Genomic DNA, 19,344 nt, shown 5'->3' with positions numbered 1-19,344 from the left:
ATGCTATCATCCCGCCCCTATGAACACCCCTCCTGCCCTCACCCTGCCCCTGCGTGGCCGCGCCCTCATCGAAGCCTCCGCCGGCACCGGCAAAACCTGGACGCTCACCGGCATCATCTTGCGCCTGCTGCTCGAAACCGCCACCGCCCCGCGCGACATCATCGCCACCACCTTCACCCGCAAAGCCGCCGCCGAAATGCAGCACCGCGTGCGCGACCGCCTGGACACCCTGCGCGAGCGCCTCAAAAACATCGTCGACGCCTACCTGACGGATCAAACCCTGCTGGATGACGACGACGCCCTCGCAGCCCGCCTCGGGGCACAGCTTGACCGCGCGGGCGAAACCGACCCCATCAACCGCCACCTCATCCTCGCCCCCGTGCGCGAACGCGGCCTGGACGGCCTCATCCACCTCTACCGCCGCATCGAAGACACCCGCATCGCCCTGGACGAACTCACCATCGGCACCCTCGACAGCATCTGCCAGCGCTGGCTCATCGAAAACGCACTGGAAACCGGCAGCGACGAACACCTGCACATCAACGAACACAGCAGCGCCGACCTCGACACCATCCACGACCACCTGCGCCGCATCCGCCACGAACTCGCCGCCGCCCACCCCGCCGAATACGCCTGCCTCATCGCGGGCGGCGGCCTGCACGACAGCGACGCCTACCTCGGCGCCGTCGCTGCCGCGACCCGTTACAACGAAGCCGCCATCGCGCCCGTTGCCCCGCCCGATGGCAGCGGAGCCGCCGCCCGTGCCGCCCTGCACGGCCTCGACCCCGCCGTGATTGCCGACTGGCAGGCGCTCACCGACAGCGACGCACTCCTTGCCGCCACCCGCAAAGACGCCGCCTGGAAAAAACACCGCGCCGCCCTGCCCGCACTCATCGCCGCCCTGCGCGACAACCGCCCGCCGGATGACGCCTGCACCGCCCTCGCCGCCGGCATCCTCGATCCCAAATTCAACAAAGGCCACGACGCCCTCGCCGCCCGCTACCACGACCACCCGCTCACCACCGCCCTGCGCGCCGCCCTCGCCCACCGCCACGACCACGACACCCTCGACGCCGCCGCCACCGCCGCCCTGCTCGACCGCGTCCGCGCCGAACTGCCCGCCGCCCGCGAACAGCGCGGCGAAACCACCTTCAACGACAAAATCACCCGCCTGAACCGCGCCCTGGAAGGCCCGCACGGTGCCGCACTCGCCCGCTACCTCACCCACCGCTACCCCGTCATGCTGGTGGACGAATCCCAGGACCTCAACCACGACCAGGCGCGCCTGCTCGAAAACACCTACCTGCGCGAGGACACCGCGCCGCCGCGCAGCTTCCTCCTCCTCGTCGGCGACCCCAAACAAGCCATCTACGGCTTTCGCGGCGGCGACGTCGCCAACTACAACCGCCTCAAACAGCACATCGCCCCCGCCGACCGCCACCAGCTCCTCACCAACCACCGCAGCGCCGCCAACCTCATCGCCGCGCACAACGAACACTACACCCATAACGACAACGACCGCCTCGGCGACAACATCCACTACCACCCCGCCAGCGCCGCCAACCTGAAAAACCGCATCGTTGACCACCACGGCAACCCCATCGCCGCCCCCCTCATCTGGATGGACAGCGGCCAGAACCGGGACGAAGAAACCGACAAAATCGCCGCCCTCACCGCACAACTGCTCGCCGCAACCTCACCCTACGCGCGACGCAACGACGACGGCAGCCTGAGCCGCATCCGCCCGCGCGACATCCAAATCCTCATGCGCAGCAACAACGGCCTCGTCACCCTGCAACAAAAACTGCACCGGCACGGCATCGACAGCGAACTCCAGCACGAACAAAACCTCTTTACCGGCAGCGTCGCCCGCGCCTTCGCCGACCTGCTCGCCGCCATCCGCGACCCCGAAAACAGCGCCCACCACAACCGCCTCCTCTCCGGCCCCTACTACAACAAAACCCAGGCCGACCTCGACCACCTCGCCGCCATCGAACAAGGCGAAAACGAAGCAGCGGCAGACGAATACACCCTCGCCGACCTGCGCGCCGCCCTGAACCGCGCCCGCGCCCAATGGCAGACAAACGGCCTCCTCGCCGCCCTCGGCCCGCTGCTCGACCACCCCAAACACAGCATCTGGCAAACCCTCGCCGCCGCGCCCTACCCCGACAACCACCGCCACCTCCTTGACCTGCGCCACATCCAGCAACTGCTGGCCGAACGCCCGCCCGAACAAAACCCCGCCCATTACAGCCGCTGGTGGCAGCGCCAACTCGCCGACCCGCCCCAGGCGGACTGGGCCATCGTGCCGCCCCTGCCCGGCAGCGACGCCGTCCGCCTCCTCACCATCCACAAAGCCAAAGGCCTGCAAGCGCCCATCGTCATCCTCGCCCCCGGCGGCAGCAACAAAGGCGGCAACCGCGACAGCGGCGTCCGTCTCTACCCCGTGCGCGCAGACGGCCGCCTCAGCCTCAGCCCCTGCAAACCCGAAGACGCCGCCCAACAAGAAAACGACCGCTACGAAGACGAAGAAAACCGCCGCCTGCACTACGTCGGCATCACCCGCGCCGAAGACCTGCTCATCATCGCCAAACGCAGCAAAAACCCCGCCAAACCCAGCGAAGCCCTCTACCAAAGCCAGACAGAAAGCCCGCACAGCCGGGAACTGCCGGCAGACGCCACCCTCAGCCAGCACGAACGCGTTCTGCCCGCCGCCGCAGACACACCCGCCGCCGCGCCAAACGGAGAAGCTGAACCCTGGCCGCGCAAACACTACTACGGCTGGCAGCGCACCAGCTTTACCGCCCTCAGCCGCGACACCGACAACCACACCGCCATCGACCTCGCCGACTACGCCATCGCCGAACCGCGCGACAGCGCAGCGGAGCCCACCTCTGACGACGCTGACATCCGCTACACCTTCCCGCGCGGCCCGGCGGCGGGCAGCTACCTGCACGCCATCCTCGAACACACCCACGGCGACCGCCGCGCCGCCTGGCGGCAAACCCTCAGCCGCCACGCCGCCGAATGGCAAATCCCGCTAGATGACGCCGGCCTCAGCGCCTGCGAACAATGGCTGGCGGACATCTACGCCGCACGCTGCCCGCAAAGCGGCATCAGCCTCGCGGCCAGCAAACGCGGCGCCTGCCGCAGCGAATACGGCTTCAGCCTCGCCCTCGACGACCGCGACCCTGCCAACATCGACCGCATCGACGCCCTCTTCACCGCCTGCGGCCTCCCGCTCGGCCTCAAAAAAAACTACAAACACTACCGCTACCTGCGCGGCGAAATCGACCACCTCTACCAGCACGAAAACCGCTACTACATCCTCGACTACAAATCCAACCACCTCGGCGACAGCCCCGCCGCCTACAACGCCGCCGCGCTCAAACAGGCGATGGACGACCACCACTACTGGCTGCAAGCGGCCATCTACCAGGTCGCGCTGCACCGCCTGCTGCAAACACGCCTGTCCGATTACGACCCCGAAACCCACCTCGGCGGCGTCGAATACCTCTACCTGCGCGGCGTGAACAGCGCCGACCGCACAAGCGGCGGCCTCGGCCACCGCTACCCGACCGGCTTCATCCTCGCGCTTGACCGCGAACTCGGCCACCCACCCGCTTGCCAACCCGCCCCCCGCCACCCATGAACGCACTCGCCCACTACCTCGCCGCCCGCCACGGCTGCCCCGGACACGGCGACAGCCTCGCCGCCCTCCTCACCGCTCTGCAAGAAGCGCACGACAACGGCGACACCCTGATCCACCTCCACACCGGCGACGAAGCACCGGAAGAAAAAAAAACCCCGCCACTCGCAGGAAACACCGCAACAAAAGCCCCTCCGATCGCGGGAAACGCCGCACAAAAAGCCCCTCCCCTCGTGGGGGAGGGGTTGGGGTGGGGGCAGCAAACAAACCCGCCGCATACAGCGAAAAAAAACCTGTCTACTGACACAGCCCACATTAGCGAGAAAGAGTTAAAAAATCCCTCCTCCCGCTTGCGGGGGGCCGCGCCCCATAAAAACACAAGCGTTTTTGCGGCGACCCGGACGGTGTCGCGCAGCGACGGAGGAGGGGAATACCCGCCGCAGCCTGACAACACCCACGACACCTTCAACAGCGCCGCAGCAAAAGCCCCTCCCCCCGTAGGGGAGGGGTTGGGGAGAGGGTTAGAAAAAACATCCCCCCCCACACAAAAAAACGACGGCGACGAAGCACAATCACTAACCGAAACCACCCTCGCCGCCCTCGCCGCGCACAACCTCATCGGCGACGGCAGCCGCCCCACCCCGCTGGTGCGTCACGGCGCGCACCTCTGGTACTACCGCAACTACCACAACGAAGCGCGCCTCGCCGCCGCCATCCACGCCCGCCTCGACGACCTCCCCCCGCCCGCCGCCGCAACCGCTGCCGACCCCGGCCTGCGCCCCGAACAACAAGCCGCCGTCGCCCTCGCCCGCCACGGCCGCCTCACCCTCATCAACGGCGGCCCCGGCACCGGCAAAACCCACACCCTCGCCCACCTCATCGCCGCCGAACTGCGCGCGCACCCCGCGCGCCGCATCGCGCTGGCCGCGCCGACCGGCAAAGCCGCAAACCGCATGGAAGAAAGCCTCGCGCGCGCAACCGCCGCCCTGCCCGCCAGCGCCCAAGACGCCATCCGCCGCGCGACAGGCCGCGCCCGCACCCTGCACCGCCTGCTCGGCATCGGCACGGACGGCATCCCCCAATACCACGCCGCGCGCCACCTGCCCTACGACGACATCATCATCGACGAAGCCTCCATGCTCTCCCTCGAACTCGCCGCCGCCCTCTTCGCCGCGACCGCCCCCGCCACCCGCCTCATCCTCCTGGGCGACGCCGACCAGCTCGCCGCCGTCGAACCCGGCGCCATCCTGCACGACCTCAGCCACCACCCCGCCCTGCAAACGCGGCGCATCACCCTGCGCGACAGCGCCCGCTTCAGCGCCGACAGCGGCATCGGCCGACTCGCCGCCATCCTCGGCAGCGGCGGAGAACGCGGTGCCCGCTTCATCACCGCCCTCCACGAACTCGCCATACACGACAGCAAAGCCCCTCCCCCCGTGGCGATGACGGCGGATACCCCCCCTTCCCGCCATGACGAAGCACCAAAGCGCAACACCGCGCCGAAAGCACCCCTTCCCCCGCTTGCGGGGGAGGGTTGGGGAGAGTGTGCCCCGCGCAGCGGGATAACGGCAGACAATCCCCCCAACCACAGCGAAGAAAACCTGAACGAACTCGCCGCAGGCGGCAACAAAGCCCCTCCCCCTGTGGGGGAGGGGTTTGGGGAGAGGGTTGGACAAATCGCGCCAGCGACAGAACACACCAAATACAGCACCAGCTCCGATACAACCTTTGAACACAACACTCCACCGAAAGCCCCCCCTCCCCCGCTTGCGGGGGAGGGCTGGGGTGGGGGTATCCCGCGCAGCGGGATGACGGCAGACAATCCCCCTTCCCGCCATGACAAAGCACCAAAGCGCGATACCCCGCCGAAAGCACCCCCTCCCCCGCTTGCGGGAGAGGGTTGGGGTGAGGGTGTCCCGCGCAGCGGGATAGCGGCAGACAATCCCCCCAACCACAGCGCACAAACACCGCCCATCCACTGGCACCCCGCGCCCGACGCCGACACCTACCGCGCCCTCCTCGCCCCCTACCGCGCCTACCTCGCCCTGCTGCAAAACCCCGACGCCGACCCGCAGGCGCTGCTCGCCGCCTACGACCAATACCGCATCCTCTGCGCGGGGCATCACGGCGCGCTCGGCACTATCCGCATCAACGCCGCGCTGCGCCTGCTGCACCAGCGCGCGCACCACATCGACACCGCGCACAACCACTACCACGGCCTGCCGCTGATGATCCTCGCCAACGACCACCGCCGGCAACTCTACAACGGCGACACCGGCATCTGCCTCGACAGCCCGCACGGCCTGCAACTGCACCTGCCCGGCCGCGACGCCGTACCGCTCGCCCGCTTGAACCCCGCCAACCTCGCCGACGCCTACGCCCTCACCATCCACAAATCACAAGGCTCCGAATATGCGCGCGTCGCCCTGGCGCTGGACGCGCACAGCGAACGCCTCCTCAGCCGCGAACTCCTCTATACCGGCATCACCCGCAGCAAAGGCGCGCTCGACCTCTACGCCGACGCCGCCACCCTCGCCCGCGCCGCCGACACCCCGACCGCCCGCACCACCGGCCTCGCCTGGCACCTCAGCCGCCTGACGGACACGGCACACACCACATAAACAAACAATCCCGATGACCGGGCACAAAACAGACAACAAAGCGCAAAAAACAAACCACATAAAAATGGCATTCATAAAAAAACCGCCATAAAATAGCCAAAAACCGATCTCTAACAACAGAAAAACCCTGCCGCAAAGGGATACAAAACATAGGACTCCAAGCCGAAAAGACGCGCCACATAAAAATGCCCATAAAAACCACAAAACCTCTTGCCCGCCAATCGGCAACCGCCTCACCCCAAAACATCCGTGCCGGAAAAAGCCAAACCCACAACCGGCAAGTGGCCCAAAACCAACCAACGTGGTAAAAATGCAACAGCTTTCCCACAACACCAAAACCTGGAAAGAACCATTTCAAACCATTGAGACAAAAGAGGAAAAACAGATCCCACGGAATAAAAAACGTCCCTGAACCAAAGGGATTAAGACGCAGCATCGGGGCGGGTATGGTGGCAAGATGCGGAATAAAAAACGTCCCTGAACCAAAGGGATTAAGACGCGACGCTTGGCCCGTCAAAGAGGTGGTCGTAGGAATAAAAAACGTCCCTGAACCAAAGGGATTAAGACAGGATGATGGTGGTATGCCCGCCATGCCGGATGGTGAATAAAAAACGTCCCTGAACCAAAGGGATTAAGACTACCAATATTCTTCTTTATCAAAAACAAGTCAAAGAATAAAAAACGTCCCTGAACCAAAGGGATTAAGACCGCGCGGTATCACCATCTCAACCGCACACGTCGAATAAAAAACGTCCCTGGACCAAAGGGATTAAGACGATTTTCACCGTATGCACGCAGCCTTTCATTCCGAATAAAAAACGTCCCTGAACCAAAGGGATTAAGACACTTGTCGTGCGCGAGGCGCTGCACGGGCAGGCGAATAAAAAACGTCCCTGAACCAAAGGGATTAAGACTCGTTCTTCGCCCTAAATTGCAGGGCGGATTTGGAATAAAAAACGTCCCTGAACCAAAGGGATTAAGACAACAATTAAATTCTTAATCGCCGCCAATCCATGAATAAAAAACGTCCCTGAACCAAAGGGATTAAGACGAAGAATTGCGCGTTTTTCGCGCAATTCTTCAAGAATAAAAAACGTCCCTGAACCAAAGGGATTAAGACGTCAGGCGCCACTGCCTGCCACTCCGCGCGGGGAATAAAAAACGTCCCTGAACCAAAGGGATTAAGACTTAGCGACGTGGACGGTCGGCACGGATTATTCTGGAATAAAAAACGTCCCTGAACCAAAGGGATTAAGACCAAATACGTTTAATGGGATCATAAATCCCCCTTTGAATAAAAAACGTCCCTGAACCAAAGGGATTAAGACGTAATCACGGCCAGGTCATCAATCATTTCCGCCTTGAATAAAAAACGTCCCTGAACCAAAGGGATTAAGACTTGAGCTGTCGGTTGAGCCAGCTCCGGCGGTATTGAATAAAAAACGTCCCTGAACCAAAGGGATTAAGACGTGTTAAGATGCTTGTCAAGGGTTATCCCGTTGGGAATAAAAAACGTCCCTGAACCAAAGGGATTAAGACTCAGGTCGGCGGCCTTTGTGGTGCATCTTAGCAGAATAAAAAACGTCCCTGAACCAAAGGGATTAAGACGGGCACAAGTAAGCTATTTAGCCACGGCGCGGCTGAATAAAAAACGTCCCTGAACCAAAGGGATTAAGACGAGAAAGAAGAAGAGAAACAGGGAAGGCATTACTGAATAAAGAACGTCCCTGAACCAAAGGGATTAAGACGCTTCTGCCCTTAATAATATAGGCGCGGCACCTTCGAATAAAAAACGTCCCTGAACCAAAGGGATTAAGACAAGCCCGGCAGCATCGGTTCCAGGGCGGCGATTTGAATAAAAAACGTCCCTGAACCAAAGGGATTAAGACCGGCGCGTGGGTTCGACTGCCAAATTTAATATGAATAAAAAACATCCCTGAACCAAAGGGATTAAGACCTTTTGACGACGTTTAGTTTCCGCATTCCATTCGAATAAAAAACGTCCCTGAACCAAAGGGATTAAGACCCATAATAAATTTAAGTATATCTAAATATGCTTGGGAATAAAAAACGTCCCTGAACCAAAGGGATTAAGACCTTCTTTCTCTAACAGCACAGTAGTGAGCGCCATGAATAAAAAACGTCCCTGAACCAAAGGGATTAAGACCCCTTAATTGTTTAAATACCTAAAGGTTTCAAGCGAATAAAAAACGTCCCTGAACCAAAGGGATTAAGACCGCAGCATGATGACGGTATTAAAGTTACCGAGCGATAAAAAACGTCCCTGAACCAAAGGGATTAAGACGCCAGTGGTCTCCACCACCTCGCGGCGCGAGAGAATAAAAAACGTCCCTGAACCAAAGGGATTAAGACTACCCATGCCCTTGCATTCTCTGCCTCGCGTGATGATAAAAAACGTCCCTGAACCAAAGGGATTAAGACAAACAGATGGTTAGAAAACTACCAAATATTTGCGAATAAAAAATGTCCCTGAACCAAAGGGATTAAGACACATCCAGGATGGATGCATTGATGGCGCAATATCAATAAAAAACGTCCCTGAACCAAAGGGATTAAGACTGCGGGTCAAGCTTATCTACCAATTCATACATTCGAATAAAAACGTCCCTGAACCAAAGGGATTAAGACAAACAGATGGTTAGAAAACCACCAAATATTTGCGAATAAAAAATGTCCCTGAACCAAAGGGATTAAGACACATCCAGGATGGATGCATTGATGGCGCAATATCAATAAAAAACGTCCCTGAACCAAAGGGATTAAGACTGCGGGTCAAGCTTATCTACCAATTCATACATTCGAATAAAAACGTCCCTGAACCAAAGGGATTAAGACAAACAGATGGTTAGAAAACCACCAAATATTTGCGAATAAAAAATGTCCCTGAACCAAAGGGATTAAGCCTATTTTGGCTCAACGTGCCTCTCCTTCATCCTTTACTTCGCATGCGGTAAAAATCTGCCAAGCGGTGTAAATACCGGATTCTTATCCCCCTTAAGTCGCTACGCGGTCCTTCCCCCGCCAAGCGGGGGAAGGGATTTTTCGTGCAAGTTTCTGGTTTGGATGTCCGTCAGGCGGCGTTATTACCGGTTTTGCCGCGACGTTTTTGTTTTTGCGATGTTGCAGGCCAAGCAACGTCTCTACGTTTTTCTTTCTGCCGTTATGCCATGCCAAATGGCACCAGGCGGCGTAAATGCCGGGGCGCGTAGGGTGGGCTTTAGCTCACCGGGCAGGCTCCGCCCGTTTTTTGTATTTTTTGGGAAGAACGACGCCAAGCGGTGTGAATGCCGGGGTCGTCAGGCGGCGTGGTTGTCGGGTTTTATCACTGCGCGCCTTTGTCTAACCCTCTTCCCAACCCCTCCGCCGGGGACCCACACGCGTTTTTGTGGGGCGCGGCCAATGGGGAGGGCCCTTGTTGTGCCGGCTTTGAGTTTGGGCGCGCCAAGCGGTACATCCGTGTGTTTCAACACATAAGCACAGCTTATGCGCGCCATACTCAACCATGATTGTTGTTTTGTGAATCAATGTGGCAAACTCGCATTTAAACCCACAACAGGAGCTCATCATGGCCAAAGAAATCGAACGCAAGTTTTTGGTGGTCGGCGACGACTGGCGGCAGCTCGCCAAGGGGACGCATTACCGCCAGGGATATCTCAACAGCGTCAAGGAGCGGACGGTGCGCATCCGCACGATTGACGACAAGGCCTATCTCACGGTGAAAGGCCCGACCGTCGGCGTTACCCGTCAGGAATATGAATATGAAATCCCGCATGCCGATTGTGTGCAAATGCTGGAGCATCTCGCCGAGAAACCGATTATTGAAAAGGCGCGCTATAAGATTCCTTTTGCCGGTTTGACTTGGGAGATTGATGAATTTTTTGGCGTCAATGCCGGTTTGATTGTCGCTGAAGTGGAACTCACCAGCGAATCGCAGGCTTTCGAGAAACCCGCCTGGGTGGGTGAAGAGATTTCATCCGATCCACGCTATTTCAATTCCAATCTGGTCAAGAATCCTTATACAACCTGGGATAAATAGAGAGGCCGCCATGAATACCTATGCCAAGAATGTCGCCACTTCTGCCGCCGATGCCGCGAAGATTACCCCACGCGCCGAATTCCGCGTATTCGGTAAGGATATTATCCACGGTGTGCAGCAGCATATGTGGGACGCGAAAGCGACGCTGTATGCCGCCCGCCGTATGCCCGCCGAGATTTATTTTCTCTCGGCAAAAACGGATGCCGCCAATGTCAAGGTGCGCGACAGTCTGCTCGATATCAAGCTGAAGGTCGGCGAAACGCCGGAAGGCTTTGAAATTTTCCAGCCGCGCGGCAAATTCCAGTTCCCGGTGAGCCAGGCGGATTTGCAGACGATTCTCGGTTTCCTGCAAGTCGATATTGCCCTCGATAAGGCGCAATATGAATTGGCGGAATTTGTAGCAATGGCCAAAGCGCATCCTGATTTATGCACGGTATCGGTAGAAAAGATGCGTTATGGTTTCAGTGTGGACGGCATCATCTGCGAATATGCGCAGGTATGGTTCAACGGTGCCCTGATGGAAACGGCCTGCTGTGAAAGCGAGGATTATGCGGGGATTAAAGCCGCCGCTGAAAAACTGGGCATTGCCCAACTCGACAATATCAATTATCTGAAAGCCGGAAAGCAGGTCGTCGGTATGGCGTAGCCATTTATTCATTTGATGGCGGGCTGAAGCCCGCCCTACGGCAATCGTGGATATATTAAGGAGTCGATAATGGCCGATATAGATAAAACCGCATTCGACCCGCTCGATATGCGTAATTATTCGTTGGAGAAATTCAAGGAAATTAAAGCCGGGCCAATCATGCAGCGCCTGAAACTGATCGGTGTGCCGCTCGCCGTGCTGCTCTTCCTGATGTTCCAGTTGCGCTGGTGCGGCACCATCGAGCTGTTTGAAACACAGACGAAGGTGCCGCCCGCCCATTGTTACAGTGCGATGGGCATTTTCCTCGCCTCGCTAGTCCTCTGGCTGACCGAGGCCATCCCCAATTACCTCACTTCCTTGCTGGTCATCGTCGTTGTCGTCCTCACCGGGGTGATGAAGATGCGCCCCGCTTTCGCCATGCTCGGTGAACCGGTGATGATCCTCAACATCGCCAGCTTCATCCTCGCCAGCGCCCTGGTGACGACGGGGCTTGCCAAGCGCATTTCGCTCATCCTCGTGCTGCGCACCAAGGAACGGCTGACCATGCTCTTCCTCTGCTTCGTCGCGCTGAACCTGATTTTCGGCGCCTTCATCAGCGCCACTTCGGCGAAAACCGCGCTGCTGCTGCCGCTTTTCATGGTGATTTCCGCCATTTATGGCGCGACTGGCGGCACTTCACGCAACCACGTCGGGCGCAACATGGTGCTACTCAACCTGCTCGCCAACAATGTCTCCGCCAGCGCCTTCCTCACCGGCTCCGCCGCCAACCTGCTGGCCGTCGCCATGCTGGAAAAGGCGGGCGCGCTCGTCACCTATCAGGACTGGTTCCTCGCCCTCTTCCCGCTCGCCGTGGTGCAATGCCTGGTCGCCTGGTGGACGGGCACGCGCTTCATCTTCCCCATCAAAGAAGAAGACAGCCATCCGAAACTCGCCGGCGGTATGGCGCGGCTGCGTGCGGAATACGACAAGCTCGGCAAGGTGCAGGTGAAGGAAATCAAGGCCGGCGTCGTCTTCCTCATCGTGCTGGCCTTGTGGTGCACCGGCAAATGGACGGGCATCAAGGCCGAAGTCGTGGCGCTGGCCGGTGCCTGCGCCGTGCTCATGCCATCGTTCTCCAACCTGCCCGCCATCGGCGTGATGAAATGGAACGACGCCGACATCCCCTGGCACATGATGATGTTCAGCTTCGGCGCGTATGTGCTGGGCGGCATGATGGATCAGACCGACATCGTCGGCCTCTACGTGCACCGCGCCTTCGACCACTGGAACATCGACCCGCAGGGTGCGGGCAAAGTGCTGGTCTTCGCCGTCCTCAGCGCCGTCTTCGGCTTCACCACCCTTATCAGCGAAAGCAAAACCGCGCGCACCATCATCCTCTTCCCGATCATCATCGCCATCGCCCAGCGCTACCACTGGGATCTGGTCGGCTTCTGCCTGCCGATGGGCTTCATGATCAACCAGGTTTATGTGCTCTACTTCAACTCCAAACCCGCCAACATCAGCTACCTCACCGACCAGTACTCCACCGGCGATTCCTTCAAATATGGCATCATCCAGCTCATCCTCATCTGGATCATCCTCATCCTGTGGACGCACTACGTCATGCCGCTCATGGGCTTTAACAGCCGCTTGTGGTAAGTCATCCCCCCTCTTTTACAGAGGGGGGGGGTAAACAGGGACAGGGCATGATTAAAGAATCCGTCAAGGCGCATGGCAAACACCAGCTTGAAATCAAGCAGAAAGTCCTCTTCGACCGCCACGCCAAAGAAATCCGCTACCGCATTGATACCTGGTTCTTCCTGCCCTCCGCCCTGCAAATCAATCCCGACTTCTATGCCACCAGCGACTTCCGCCGCAGCCTGAAAAACTACGTCCGCCTGCGCCCGCCGACCGAAAAAATCGCCCACCTCAGCGAAGCGGGCGGCGCGCTTGACACCCTCGCCGCCTGGCTGACGACGGCGCAGCGCGACCCGGCGCTGACCCTGGACGACTACGAAAATACCCTGAAACGCTACGCGCTCACCTATAAACGCGCCCTGCGCCTTGCCGTCAAGCTCATCGAAAAAAACCCGCAGAAAAGAAACGAAACCACCGTCCGCGCCACCCTCGCCGCCATCCGTGCCGCGCTCGCCGCCTACCGCGCCCTCGCCGCCCAAACCGCTCCGCTGGAAACCGCGCTGCATTCCGCCGCCTTCCGCTACTGCGACGAATACCTCACGCTGATGACCGTGTACTACCTGCGCCGCCTCGCCGCGCCCGCCGACGTGCCCGCACGCGCCGCCATCCGCGCGCTGTGGCGGGATGAAACCGCCTATTGCCGCAACCACTACCCGGCGAGCATGCCGGAAGCGGCGGGCAACAACGAAGAAGTCCTCTACCGCTGGAGCGCCCTGAAAAAATACATCAACCGCTACCTCTACCTCGATGTGCGCCGCAAAAAAGGCAACCCGCTGCTCATGCACACCGTCTATGCAGTGGCGGCAGCGATTGCCATGATCTTCGCCACCTTCGTCGCCTTCTTCTGGCAGGGCAAATACGGCGCGCTGAGCAGCAACCTCTTCATGGCCGTCGTCATCGCCTACATCTTCAAAGACCGCATGAAAGACATTGGCCGCGAACAACTGCTGCGCCTCTTCCGCAAATGGATTCCTGACCGGCGCCTCGTCATCTACCGTGGCGAAAAAACTATCGTCGGCGGCTGCCGCGAAAACTACCGCTTCGTCGAGCACGACCTGCTGCCGCCGGACATCGCCGCCCTGCGCGAGCGGGGGCACTGGCTGCAACTGCTGAACGACCAGCGCGACGAAGACATCCTCCTCTACAAGAAAGACGTCACCCTGCACAACCGCCCGGCACTCTTCGAGCGCACCCAGTACTCCATCGTGGACATCATCCGCTTCAACATCGCCGACTTCCTCAAACAAATCGACAACCTCTTCGAGCCGCTGCCACTGCCCGAAGACGAAAACGGCGACAGCCGGGGCGAACGCATCTACCACATCTACATGATCCGCCGCATCGACTATGCCGGGCAGCAAGCGAGCGAGCTGGTGCGCCTGGTGGTGAACGCCGCCGGCATCAAGCGCCTGGAAATGATCCAGCCGCTGCAATTTGCCGCCGCAGCAACAGCGGACACCGACGGCGGCACGGGCGAATGACGGCGCGGGGAAAGCCGCGCCGCACTATCGCGGTCTTTTGACCGCCCTGCCTGACGCCGGGGGCGCGCGGCTATGGGCGGCGGCGCAATTTCCATCCGTGTGCATCTGCTACACTGCCCGCCTGCTAATGGTAAGGAGCCGACCACATGAAATATCTGCTATTTTTCCTCGCTTTTTTGGCCGCTGCCTTGCGGGCGCAGGAGGTGCCACCGGCGGCGGAGAAGCCCGCGCTCACCGTGCAGCTCGGCACGCCGCAGCGCGTCACGCACGAGCGCATCCTTGCCGCCGAGGGCGAGGTCGCCGCACGCGAGTTGGCGGCGGTGAATGCGCAGGTGGCTGGGGTATCGCTTGTCCAGTTGAAGGCGGATGTCGGCGATCATGTGCAGGCCGGACAGGTGCTGGCTTTGTTTGATGTCGCGCCTTTGCAGCAGGAGGTGGCGCAGGCGCAGGCAGCGGTGAACCGTGCCCAGGCGGCGTTGGCGCAGGCGAGGCGCAATGCGGCGCGGGCGCGCAAGCTGGTCAAGGACAGTGCATTCAGTGTCAATGATGCCGAGCAGTTGTTCACCGCCGAACGCGACGGGCAGGCGGCGCTGGATGGTGCGCAGGCGGCGTTGCGTCTCGCGCAGTTGCGTCTGGGTTATGCGCAGGTGCGCGCCCCGGCGGCGGGCATCATCACCGCGCGTCCGGCAGAGCTTGGCATGACGGCGGCGGTCGGGCTGCCGCTCTTTACGGTGCAGGTGAATGGCGCGCTGGAATGGCGGGCGCAGGTCACGCCGGATGCGGCGGCGGCGCTTCGTTCGGGCACGGTGGCACATCTCGCGGTGGGCGGGACGGCGGTAAATGGACGGGTGCGCAAGCTGGCGCCGACGGCGGATGCGGCGTCGCGGCTGGTTACAGTGTTTGTCGATGTGCCGCAAGATGCGCCGCTGCGCGCCGGAATGTTTGTGCGTGGCGCGTTTGCCCTCGGCGGGGAAACGGTGCTGACGGTGCCGGCGTCGGCGGTGGTGCGCGAGGATGGTTATGACTTGCTGGTGCTGGTGGATGGCGACAACCGCGCCGCGCGGCGCACGGTGTCGCTGGGCGAACGCCTCGGCGAGCGGGTGGTGGTGCGCGAGGGGCTGGCGGCGGATGCGCGCTTTGTCTTGCGCGGCGGCAGTTTCTTGCAGGATGGCGATGTGGTGCGCGTGGTGGCGGGGGAGTGATGGCGTCTTGCTGCCAAGCGGGAGAAATGTCGGGTTCTCGGACTGCCGCCAGGCGAGGAATCGCTGGTTTTTTATCGCCCGCCAAGCGGCGTTGTCCCGCTGGTCTTTGTTTTTGTCCCGCCGTTTTAACCGGAAGTAAGTCATGAATTTTTCTGCCTGGTCCATCCGCAACCCGCTCGCCACGATTCTGCTCTTCATCCTGCTCACCCTCGGCGGCATCCATGCCTTCCGCGAGATGAAGATTCAGCAGTTTCCCGATATGGATTTTCCGGTGGTGATGGTTACGGTCACGCTGCCCGGTGCCGCGCCGCCGCAGCTGGAAACGGATATTGCCAAGAAGGTGGAGAGTCAGGTGGCCTCCATCGACGGGGTGAAGAAGATTCGCGGCGTGTTGCAGACGGGGGTATCCACCACGATTGTCGAGTTCCGCCTGGAAAAGGATTTGCAGGAGGCGCTGGACGAGGTGCGCTCGGCCATCGGCGAGATTCGCAGCGACCTGCCGGCGGATGCGAACGAGCCGGTCATCAGCAAGCTGGGGACGACGGGGCTGCCGCTGCTCACCTTTTCGGTGTCGGCGCGCGGGATGGATACGCTGGCGCTGTCGTGGTTTGTCGATGACCGCCTGAACCGCCGCCTGACCGCGATTCCCGGCGTCGGCAGTGTGGACCGCATCGGCGGCGAGGCGCGCACGGTGGAGGTCTTGCCCGATCCGGTGAAGTTGCAGGGGCTGGGGCTGACGATTACGGAATTGCAGCAGCAGTTGTTCGCGCTGCAACGCGATGCGGCGGGCGGCGAGGCGCAGATCGGCGACGGCAAGCAGACGATCCGCGCGCTGGGGGCGCTGTCGTATGCGCCCGCGCTGGCAGACCGGCAAATCCGCACGGCGGGCGGTGCTTATCGTCTGGGCGATCTCGCCACCATCCGCGACGGCGCGGCGGAAGCGGATTCGCTGGCGCTCTATGACGGCGAGACGGTGGTCGCCTTCACCATCACCCGCAGCCGGGGCGCGAGCGAGGTGGCGGTCGCGCACGCGGTCGAGGCGGAGCTGGCACGCATTCAGGCGGATTATCCGCAGTTTGCCATCGCCAAAGTCTATGACCGCGCCACGCCGGTCGAGGACGATTACCACCATTCCTTTAATATGCTGCTGGAAGGCGGGCTGCTCGCCGTCGTCGTCGTCTTCCTCTTTTTGCGCAACTGGCGGGCGACGCTGGTCGCCGCCATCGCCCTGCCGCTGTCGGTCATCCCCGCCTTCCTCGTCATGTGGCTCCTGGGTTTCACCCTGAATATCGTCTCGCTGCTGGCGCTGTCGCTGGTCATCGGCGTGCTGGTGGATGACGCCATCGTCGAAATCGAGAATATCATCCGCCACCTGCGCGGCGGCAAATCGCCCTACGATGCGGCGATGGAAGCGGCGGATGAAATCGGCCTGGCGGTGATTGCCACCACCTTCACCCTGATCGGCGTCTTCCTGCCGACCGCCTTCATGGGCAGCGTCATCGGCCAGTTCTTCCGCCAGTTCGGCTGGACGGCGGCGATTGCCGTCTTCTTCTCGCTGGTCGTCGCCCGCCTGGTCACGCCGATGATGTCCGCCTACATCCTGCGCCCCGAACCTGAGCACGCCGCACGCGGCGACGGCCTGCTGATGCGCGCCTACCTCGCCGCCGTCGCCCTCGTTCTGCGCTGGCGCTGGACGACGCTCGCCCTCACCATCGGCCTGTTCGCCCTCTCGCTCGGCCTCGCCCGCCACCTGCCCAGCACCTTCATGCCCGATGACGATATGGACCAGACCCGCGTCATCATCGAACTCACCCCCGATGCCGTCCTGCGCGATACCCGCGCCGTCAGCGAGCAGGTGCGCCGCGCCATCGCCGACATCGGCGGCATCGACCACATCTTCAGCACCATCGGCGAGCAGACGCAGACCATCGGCAGCATCGGCGGCAAAGCGCGCCACCGCGCCAACCTCGACATCGTCCTTGCGCCGCGCGGCACACGCCCCGCCAAAAACAGCATCGAACACGACATCACCCGCCGCCTGGAAAGCATCCCCGGCGCACGCTTCAGCGTCGGCCTCAGCAACGGCGGCACGCCCGGCTACATCGTCTCGCTGACCAGCGACAACCCGCGCCTGCTCGAAGACACCGCGCAAGCGCTGATGCGCGACATCCGCGCCCTGCCGAACGCCGGCACCGTCAGCAGCACCAAAAGCCTCGCCCGCGAAGAACTGCGCATCACCCCGGACGCCCTGCGCATGGCCGACCACGGCGTAACCACCGCGCAAATCGCCGACACCCTGCGCATCGCGACGCAAGGCGACTACGAACAGCGCCTCGCCAAACTGAACCTCGACAGTCGGCAAATCCCCATCATCGTCCGCCTGCCCGCCGCCGCCCGCGCCGACCTCGCGACATTGCACGACCTCGCCATCCGCACCACGGGCGGCAGCGTGCGCGTCGGCGACGTCGCCCGCCTCGACTTCGGCGGGGGGCCTGCGCAAATCACCCGCTTCGACCGCGCCCGCGAAATCCGCATCACCACTCAGGTCGGCAGCGGCGCCCTCGGTGAACTCGTCAGCGCCGTGCGCAACACCCCGACCATGCAGCACCTGCCCCCCGCCGTGCGCGCCCTCGACGAAGGCCAGGCGGAAAACATGAAAGAACTGTTCGAGGGCTTCGTGCTGGCAATGGGCGTCGGCATCTTCTGCATCCTCGCCATCCTCATCCTCCTCTTCCACCGCGTCCTGCAACCCTTCACCATCCTCATGGCGCTGCCGCTGTCCATCGGCGGCGCCTTTGCCGGCCTCCTGCTCGCGGGCAACAGCATCAGCATGAGCTCCATGATCGGCTTCATCATGCTGATGGGCATCGCCAGCAAAAACTCCATCCTCCTCGTCGATTACAGCATCATCGCCGAGAGGCGCGACGGCCTGCCGCGCCACGCCGCCATCCTCGACGCCTGCCACAAACGCGCCCGCCCCATCATCATGACCAGCGTGGCGATGGGCGCGGGCATGACCCCGCTCATGCTCGGCTGGGGCAAAGGCGACCCGACCTTCAGCCAGCCGATGGCGATAGCCGTCATCAGCGGCCTCGTTACCTCGACGCTTCTGAGCCTCGTCGTCATCCCGGTGGTGTACAGCCTGATGGAAGGCGCGGGGGATATCCTGCGGCGGAAAAAACCACAGCACGCCGCTGACACAAAGCAGACAGAACGCGTATAATCCGCGCCCATTGCGGGTGTAGCTCAATGGCAGAGCAGAAGCTTCCCAAGCTTACGACGAGGGTTCGATTCCCTTCACCCGCTCCAAGTTTCAGAACCACGAAGCTCCAGAAGTGACTAAATCGCCAATAACGGTGAGGCTTTTGGGGCTTTTTTATGCACCAGACGTAACCAGCAGTTACCACATCAGTCCAAGTTTTTTGTAGTACTATTTGTAGTGCTAAATCAGTGTGTAGTACCGAAAGTGGCGTTAACAGAAATACAGTGCCGGAATGCAGCAGCCCCGGAAAAAAATGTGAAGAAGTATTTTGACGGCGGTGGCCTGTGCTTGCAGGTGACACCCGATGAGAAAAAATACTGGCGACTTTACTATCGCCTTCCAGGCAGCAAAAAAACAGCAGTCCGTATCTTTTGGTGCTTATCCACAAGTGAGCCTGAAACAGGCTCTACAACGTCGTGATGAAGTGAAATTGCTGATTGCTCGCGGTACGGACCCAAAGCAAGCTGCCAAACAATTGCGTCAAGGGCATACCGTGGCACTGGAACATACCTTTGCTGATGTTGCTGAGAAATGGCTGGCTTATCGTGCTGACATCAAGAAATGGAGTCCAAAGCATCATCAATCAACAAAGAGCAGCTTGGAGAGATTTATGTATCCACGCATCGGTAGTCACCCCGTTACTGAAATTGAGCCCATGCAGATTTTGCCGATACTGCAAGAATTCTTCATACATGACAAAAAAATGAAACCCGCTGAAAGATATAGCAAAGTGCAAGTTTTACGAAGAC

The 19,344-nt window shown here is 60.7% G+C and carries 10 protein-coding genes, 1 tRNA gene and 1 CRISPR repeat array; all 11 genes read left to right on the top strand.

The window, feature by feature from the left end; genetic code table 11:
• Window positions 1-19: 19 nt before the first annotated feature.
• Complete coding sequence (locus Q0562_RS11230; RefSeq protein WP_298644422.1) at window positions 20-3,652, top strand: UvrD-helicase domain-containing protein; 3,633 nt, start codon at window positions 20-22, stop codon at window positions 3,650-3,652.
• Window positions 3,649-6,270, top strand: a complete 2,622-nt coding sequence (locus tag Q0562_RS11225) for an AAA family ATPase (RefSeq protein WP_298644420.1) — start codon at window positions 3,649-3,651, stop codon at window positions 6,268-6,270. The genes Q0562_RS11230 and Q0562_RS11225 overlap by 4 nt, the downstream gene beginning before the upstream one ends.
• 393 nt (window positions 6,271-6,663) lie before the next feature.
• Window positions 6,664-9,195: direct repeats of the CRISPR family, unit length 36 nt; unit sequence GAATAAAAAACGTCCCTGAACCAAAGGGATTAAGAC.
• Between the two features lie 661 nt (window positions 9,196-9,856).
• Window positions 9,857-10,327 (top strand): CYTH domain-containing protein, encoded by a 471-nt coding sequence (locus Q0562_RS11220; RefSeq protein ID WP_298644419.1) that lies wholly within the window; start codon window positions 9,857-9,859, stop codon window positions 10,325-10,327.
• Window positions 10,251-10,973, top strand: a complete 723-nt coding sequence (locus tag Q0562_RS11215; RefSeq protein WP_298644417.1) for a hypothetical protein — start codon at window positions 10,251-10,253, stop codon at window positions 10,971-10,973. Before Q0562_RS11220 ends, Q0562_RS11215 begins: the two co-directional genes overlap by 77 nt.
• Window positions 10,974-11,042: 69 nt before the next feature.
• Window positions 11,043-12,611: an SLC13 family permease gene (locus Q0562_RS11210; RefSeq protein WP_298644416.1), complete on the top strand. Its 1,569-nt coding sequence runs from the start codon at window positions 11,043-11,045 to the stop codon at window positions 12,609-12,611.
• Between the two features lie 47 nt (window positions 12,612-12,658).
• Entirely contained in the window at window positions 12,659-14,131 is a 1,473-nt protein-coding gene (locus Q0562_RS11205; RefSeq protein ID WP_298644414.1) for a hypothetical protein, read from the top strand.
• Window positions 14,132-14,277: 146 nt separating this feature from the next.
• Window positions 14,278-15,333, top strand: coding sequence for an efflux RND transporter periplasmic adaptor subunit (locus Q0562_RS11200; protein ID WP_298644412.1), 1,056 nt, complete (start codon window positions 14,278-14,280; stop codon window positions 15,331-15,333).
• Between the two features lie 142 nt (window positions 15,334-15,475).
• Window positions 15,476-18,556 (top strand): efflux RND transporter permease subunit, encoded by a 3,081-nt coding sequence (locus tag Q0562_RS11195; RefSeq protein ID WP_298644410.1) that lies wholly within the window; start codon window positions 15,476-15,478, stop codon window positions 18,554-18,556.
• Window positions 18,557-18,568: 12 nt separating this feature from the next.
• Window positions 18,569-18,642, top strand: a tRNA-Gly gene (locus Q0562_RS11190).
• Window positions 18,643-18,772: 130 nt separating this feature from the next.
• Complete coding sequence (locus Q0562_RS13815) at window positions 18,773-19,015, top strand: Arm DNA-binding domain-containing protein (RefSeq protein ID WP_366144770.1); 243 nt, start codon at window positions 18,773-18,775, stop codon at window positions 19,013-19,015.
• Window positions 18,900-19,344: integrase arm-type DNA-binding domain-containing protein (locus Q0562_RS11185; protein WP_298644408.1), on the top strand; the 445-nt coding region annotated here is incomplete at its 3' end. The genes Q0562_RS13815 and Q0562_RS11185, both read left to right, overlap by 116 nt.

Source organism: uncultured Cardiobacterium sp., assembly GCF_938028825.1.
Lineage (GTDB): Bacteria > Pseudomonadota > Gammaproteobacteria > Cardiobacteriales > Cardiobacteriaceae > Cardiobacterium.
The sequence above is the reverse complement of the archived record's forward strand: the minus strand, read 5'-3'. Positions and strand labels throughout refer to the sequence as shown.

Bases quoted from the DNA above. Each gene is read 5' to 3' on its own strand.
- Q0562_RS11230 (WP_298644422.1), top strand. From the start codon at position 20: ATGAACACCCCTCCTGCCCTCACCCTGCCCCTGCGTGGCCGCGCCCTC.
- Q0562_RS11225 (WP_298644420.1), top strand. From the start codon at position 3,649: ATGAACGCACTCGCCCACTACCTCGCCGCCCGCCACGGCTGCCCCGGA.
- Q0562_RS11220 (WP_298644419.1), top strand. From the start codon at position 9,857: ATGGCCAAAGAAATCGAACGCAAGTTTTTGGTGGTCGGCGACGACTGG.
- Q0562_RS11210 (WP_298644416.1), top strand. From the start codon at position 11,043: ATGGCCGATATAGATAAAACCGCATTCGACCCGCTCGATATGCGTAAT.
- Q0562_RS11205 (WP_298644414.1), top strand. From the start codon at position 12,659: ATGATTAAAGAATCCGTCAAGGCGCATGGCAAACACCAGCTTGAAATC.
- Q0562_RS11200 (WP_298644412.1), top strand. From the start codon at position 14,278: ATGAAATATCTGCTATTTTTCCTCGCTTTTTTGGCCGCTGCCTTGCGG.
- Q0562_RS11195 (WP_298644410.1), top strand. From the start codon at position 15,476: ATGAATTTTTCTGCCTGGTCCATCCGCAACCCGCTCGCCACGATTCTG.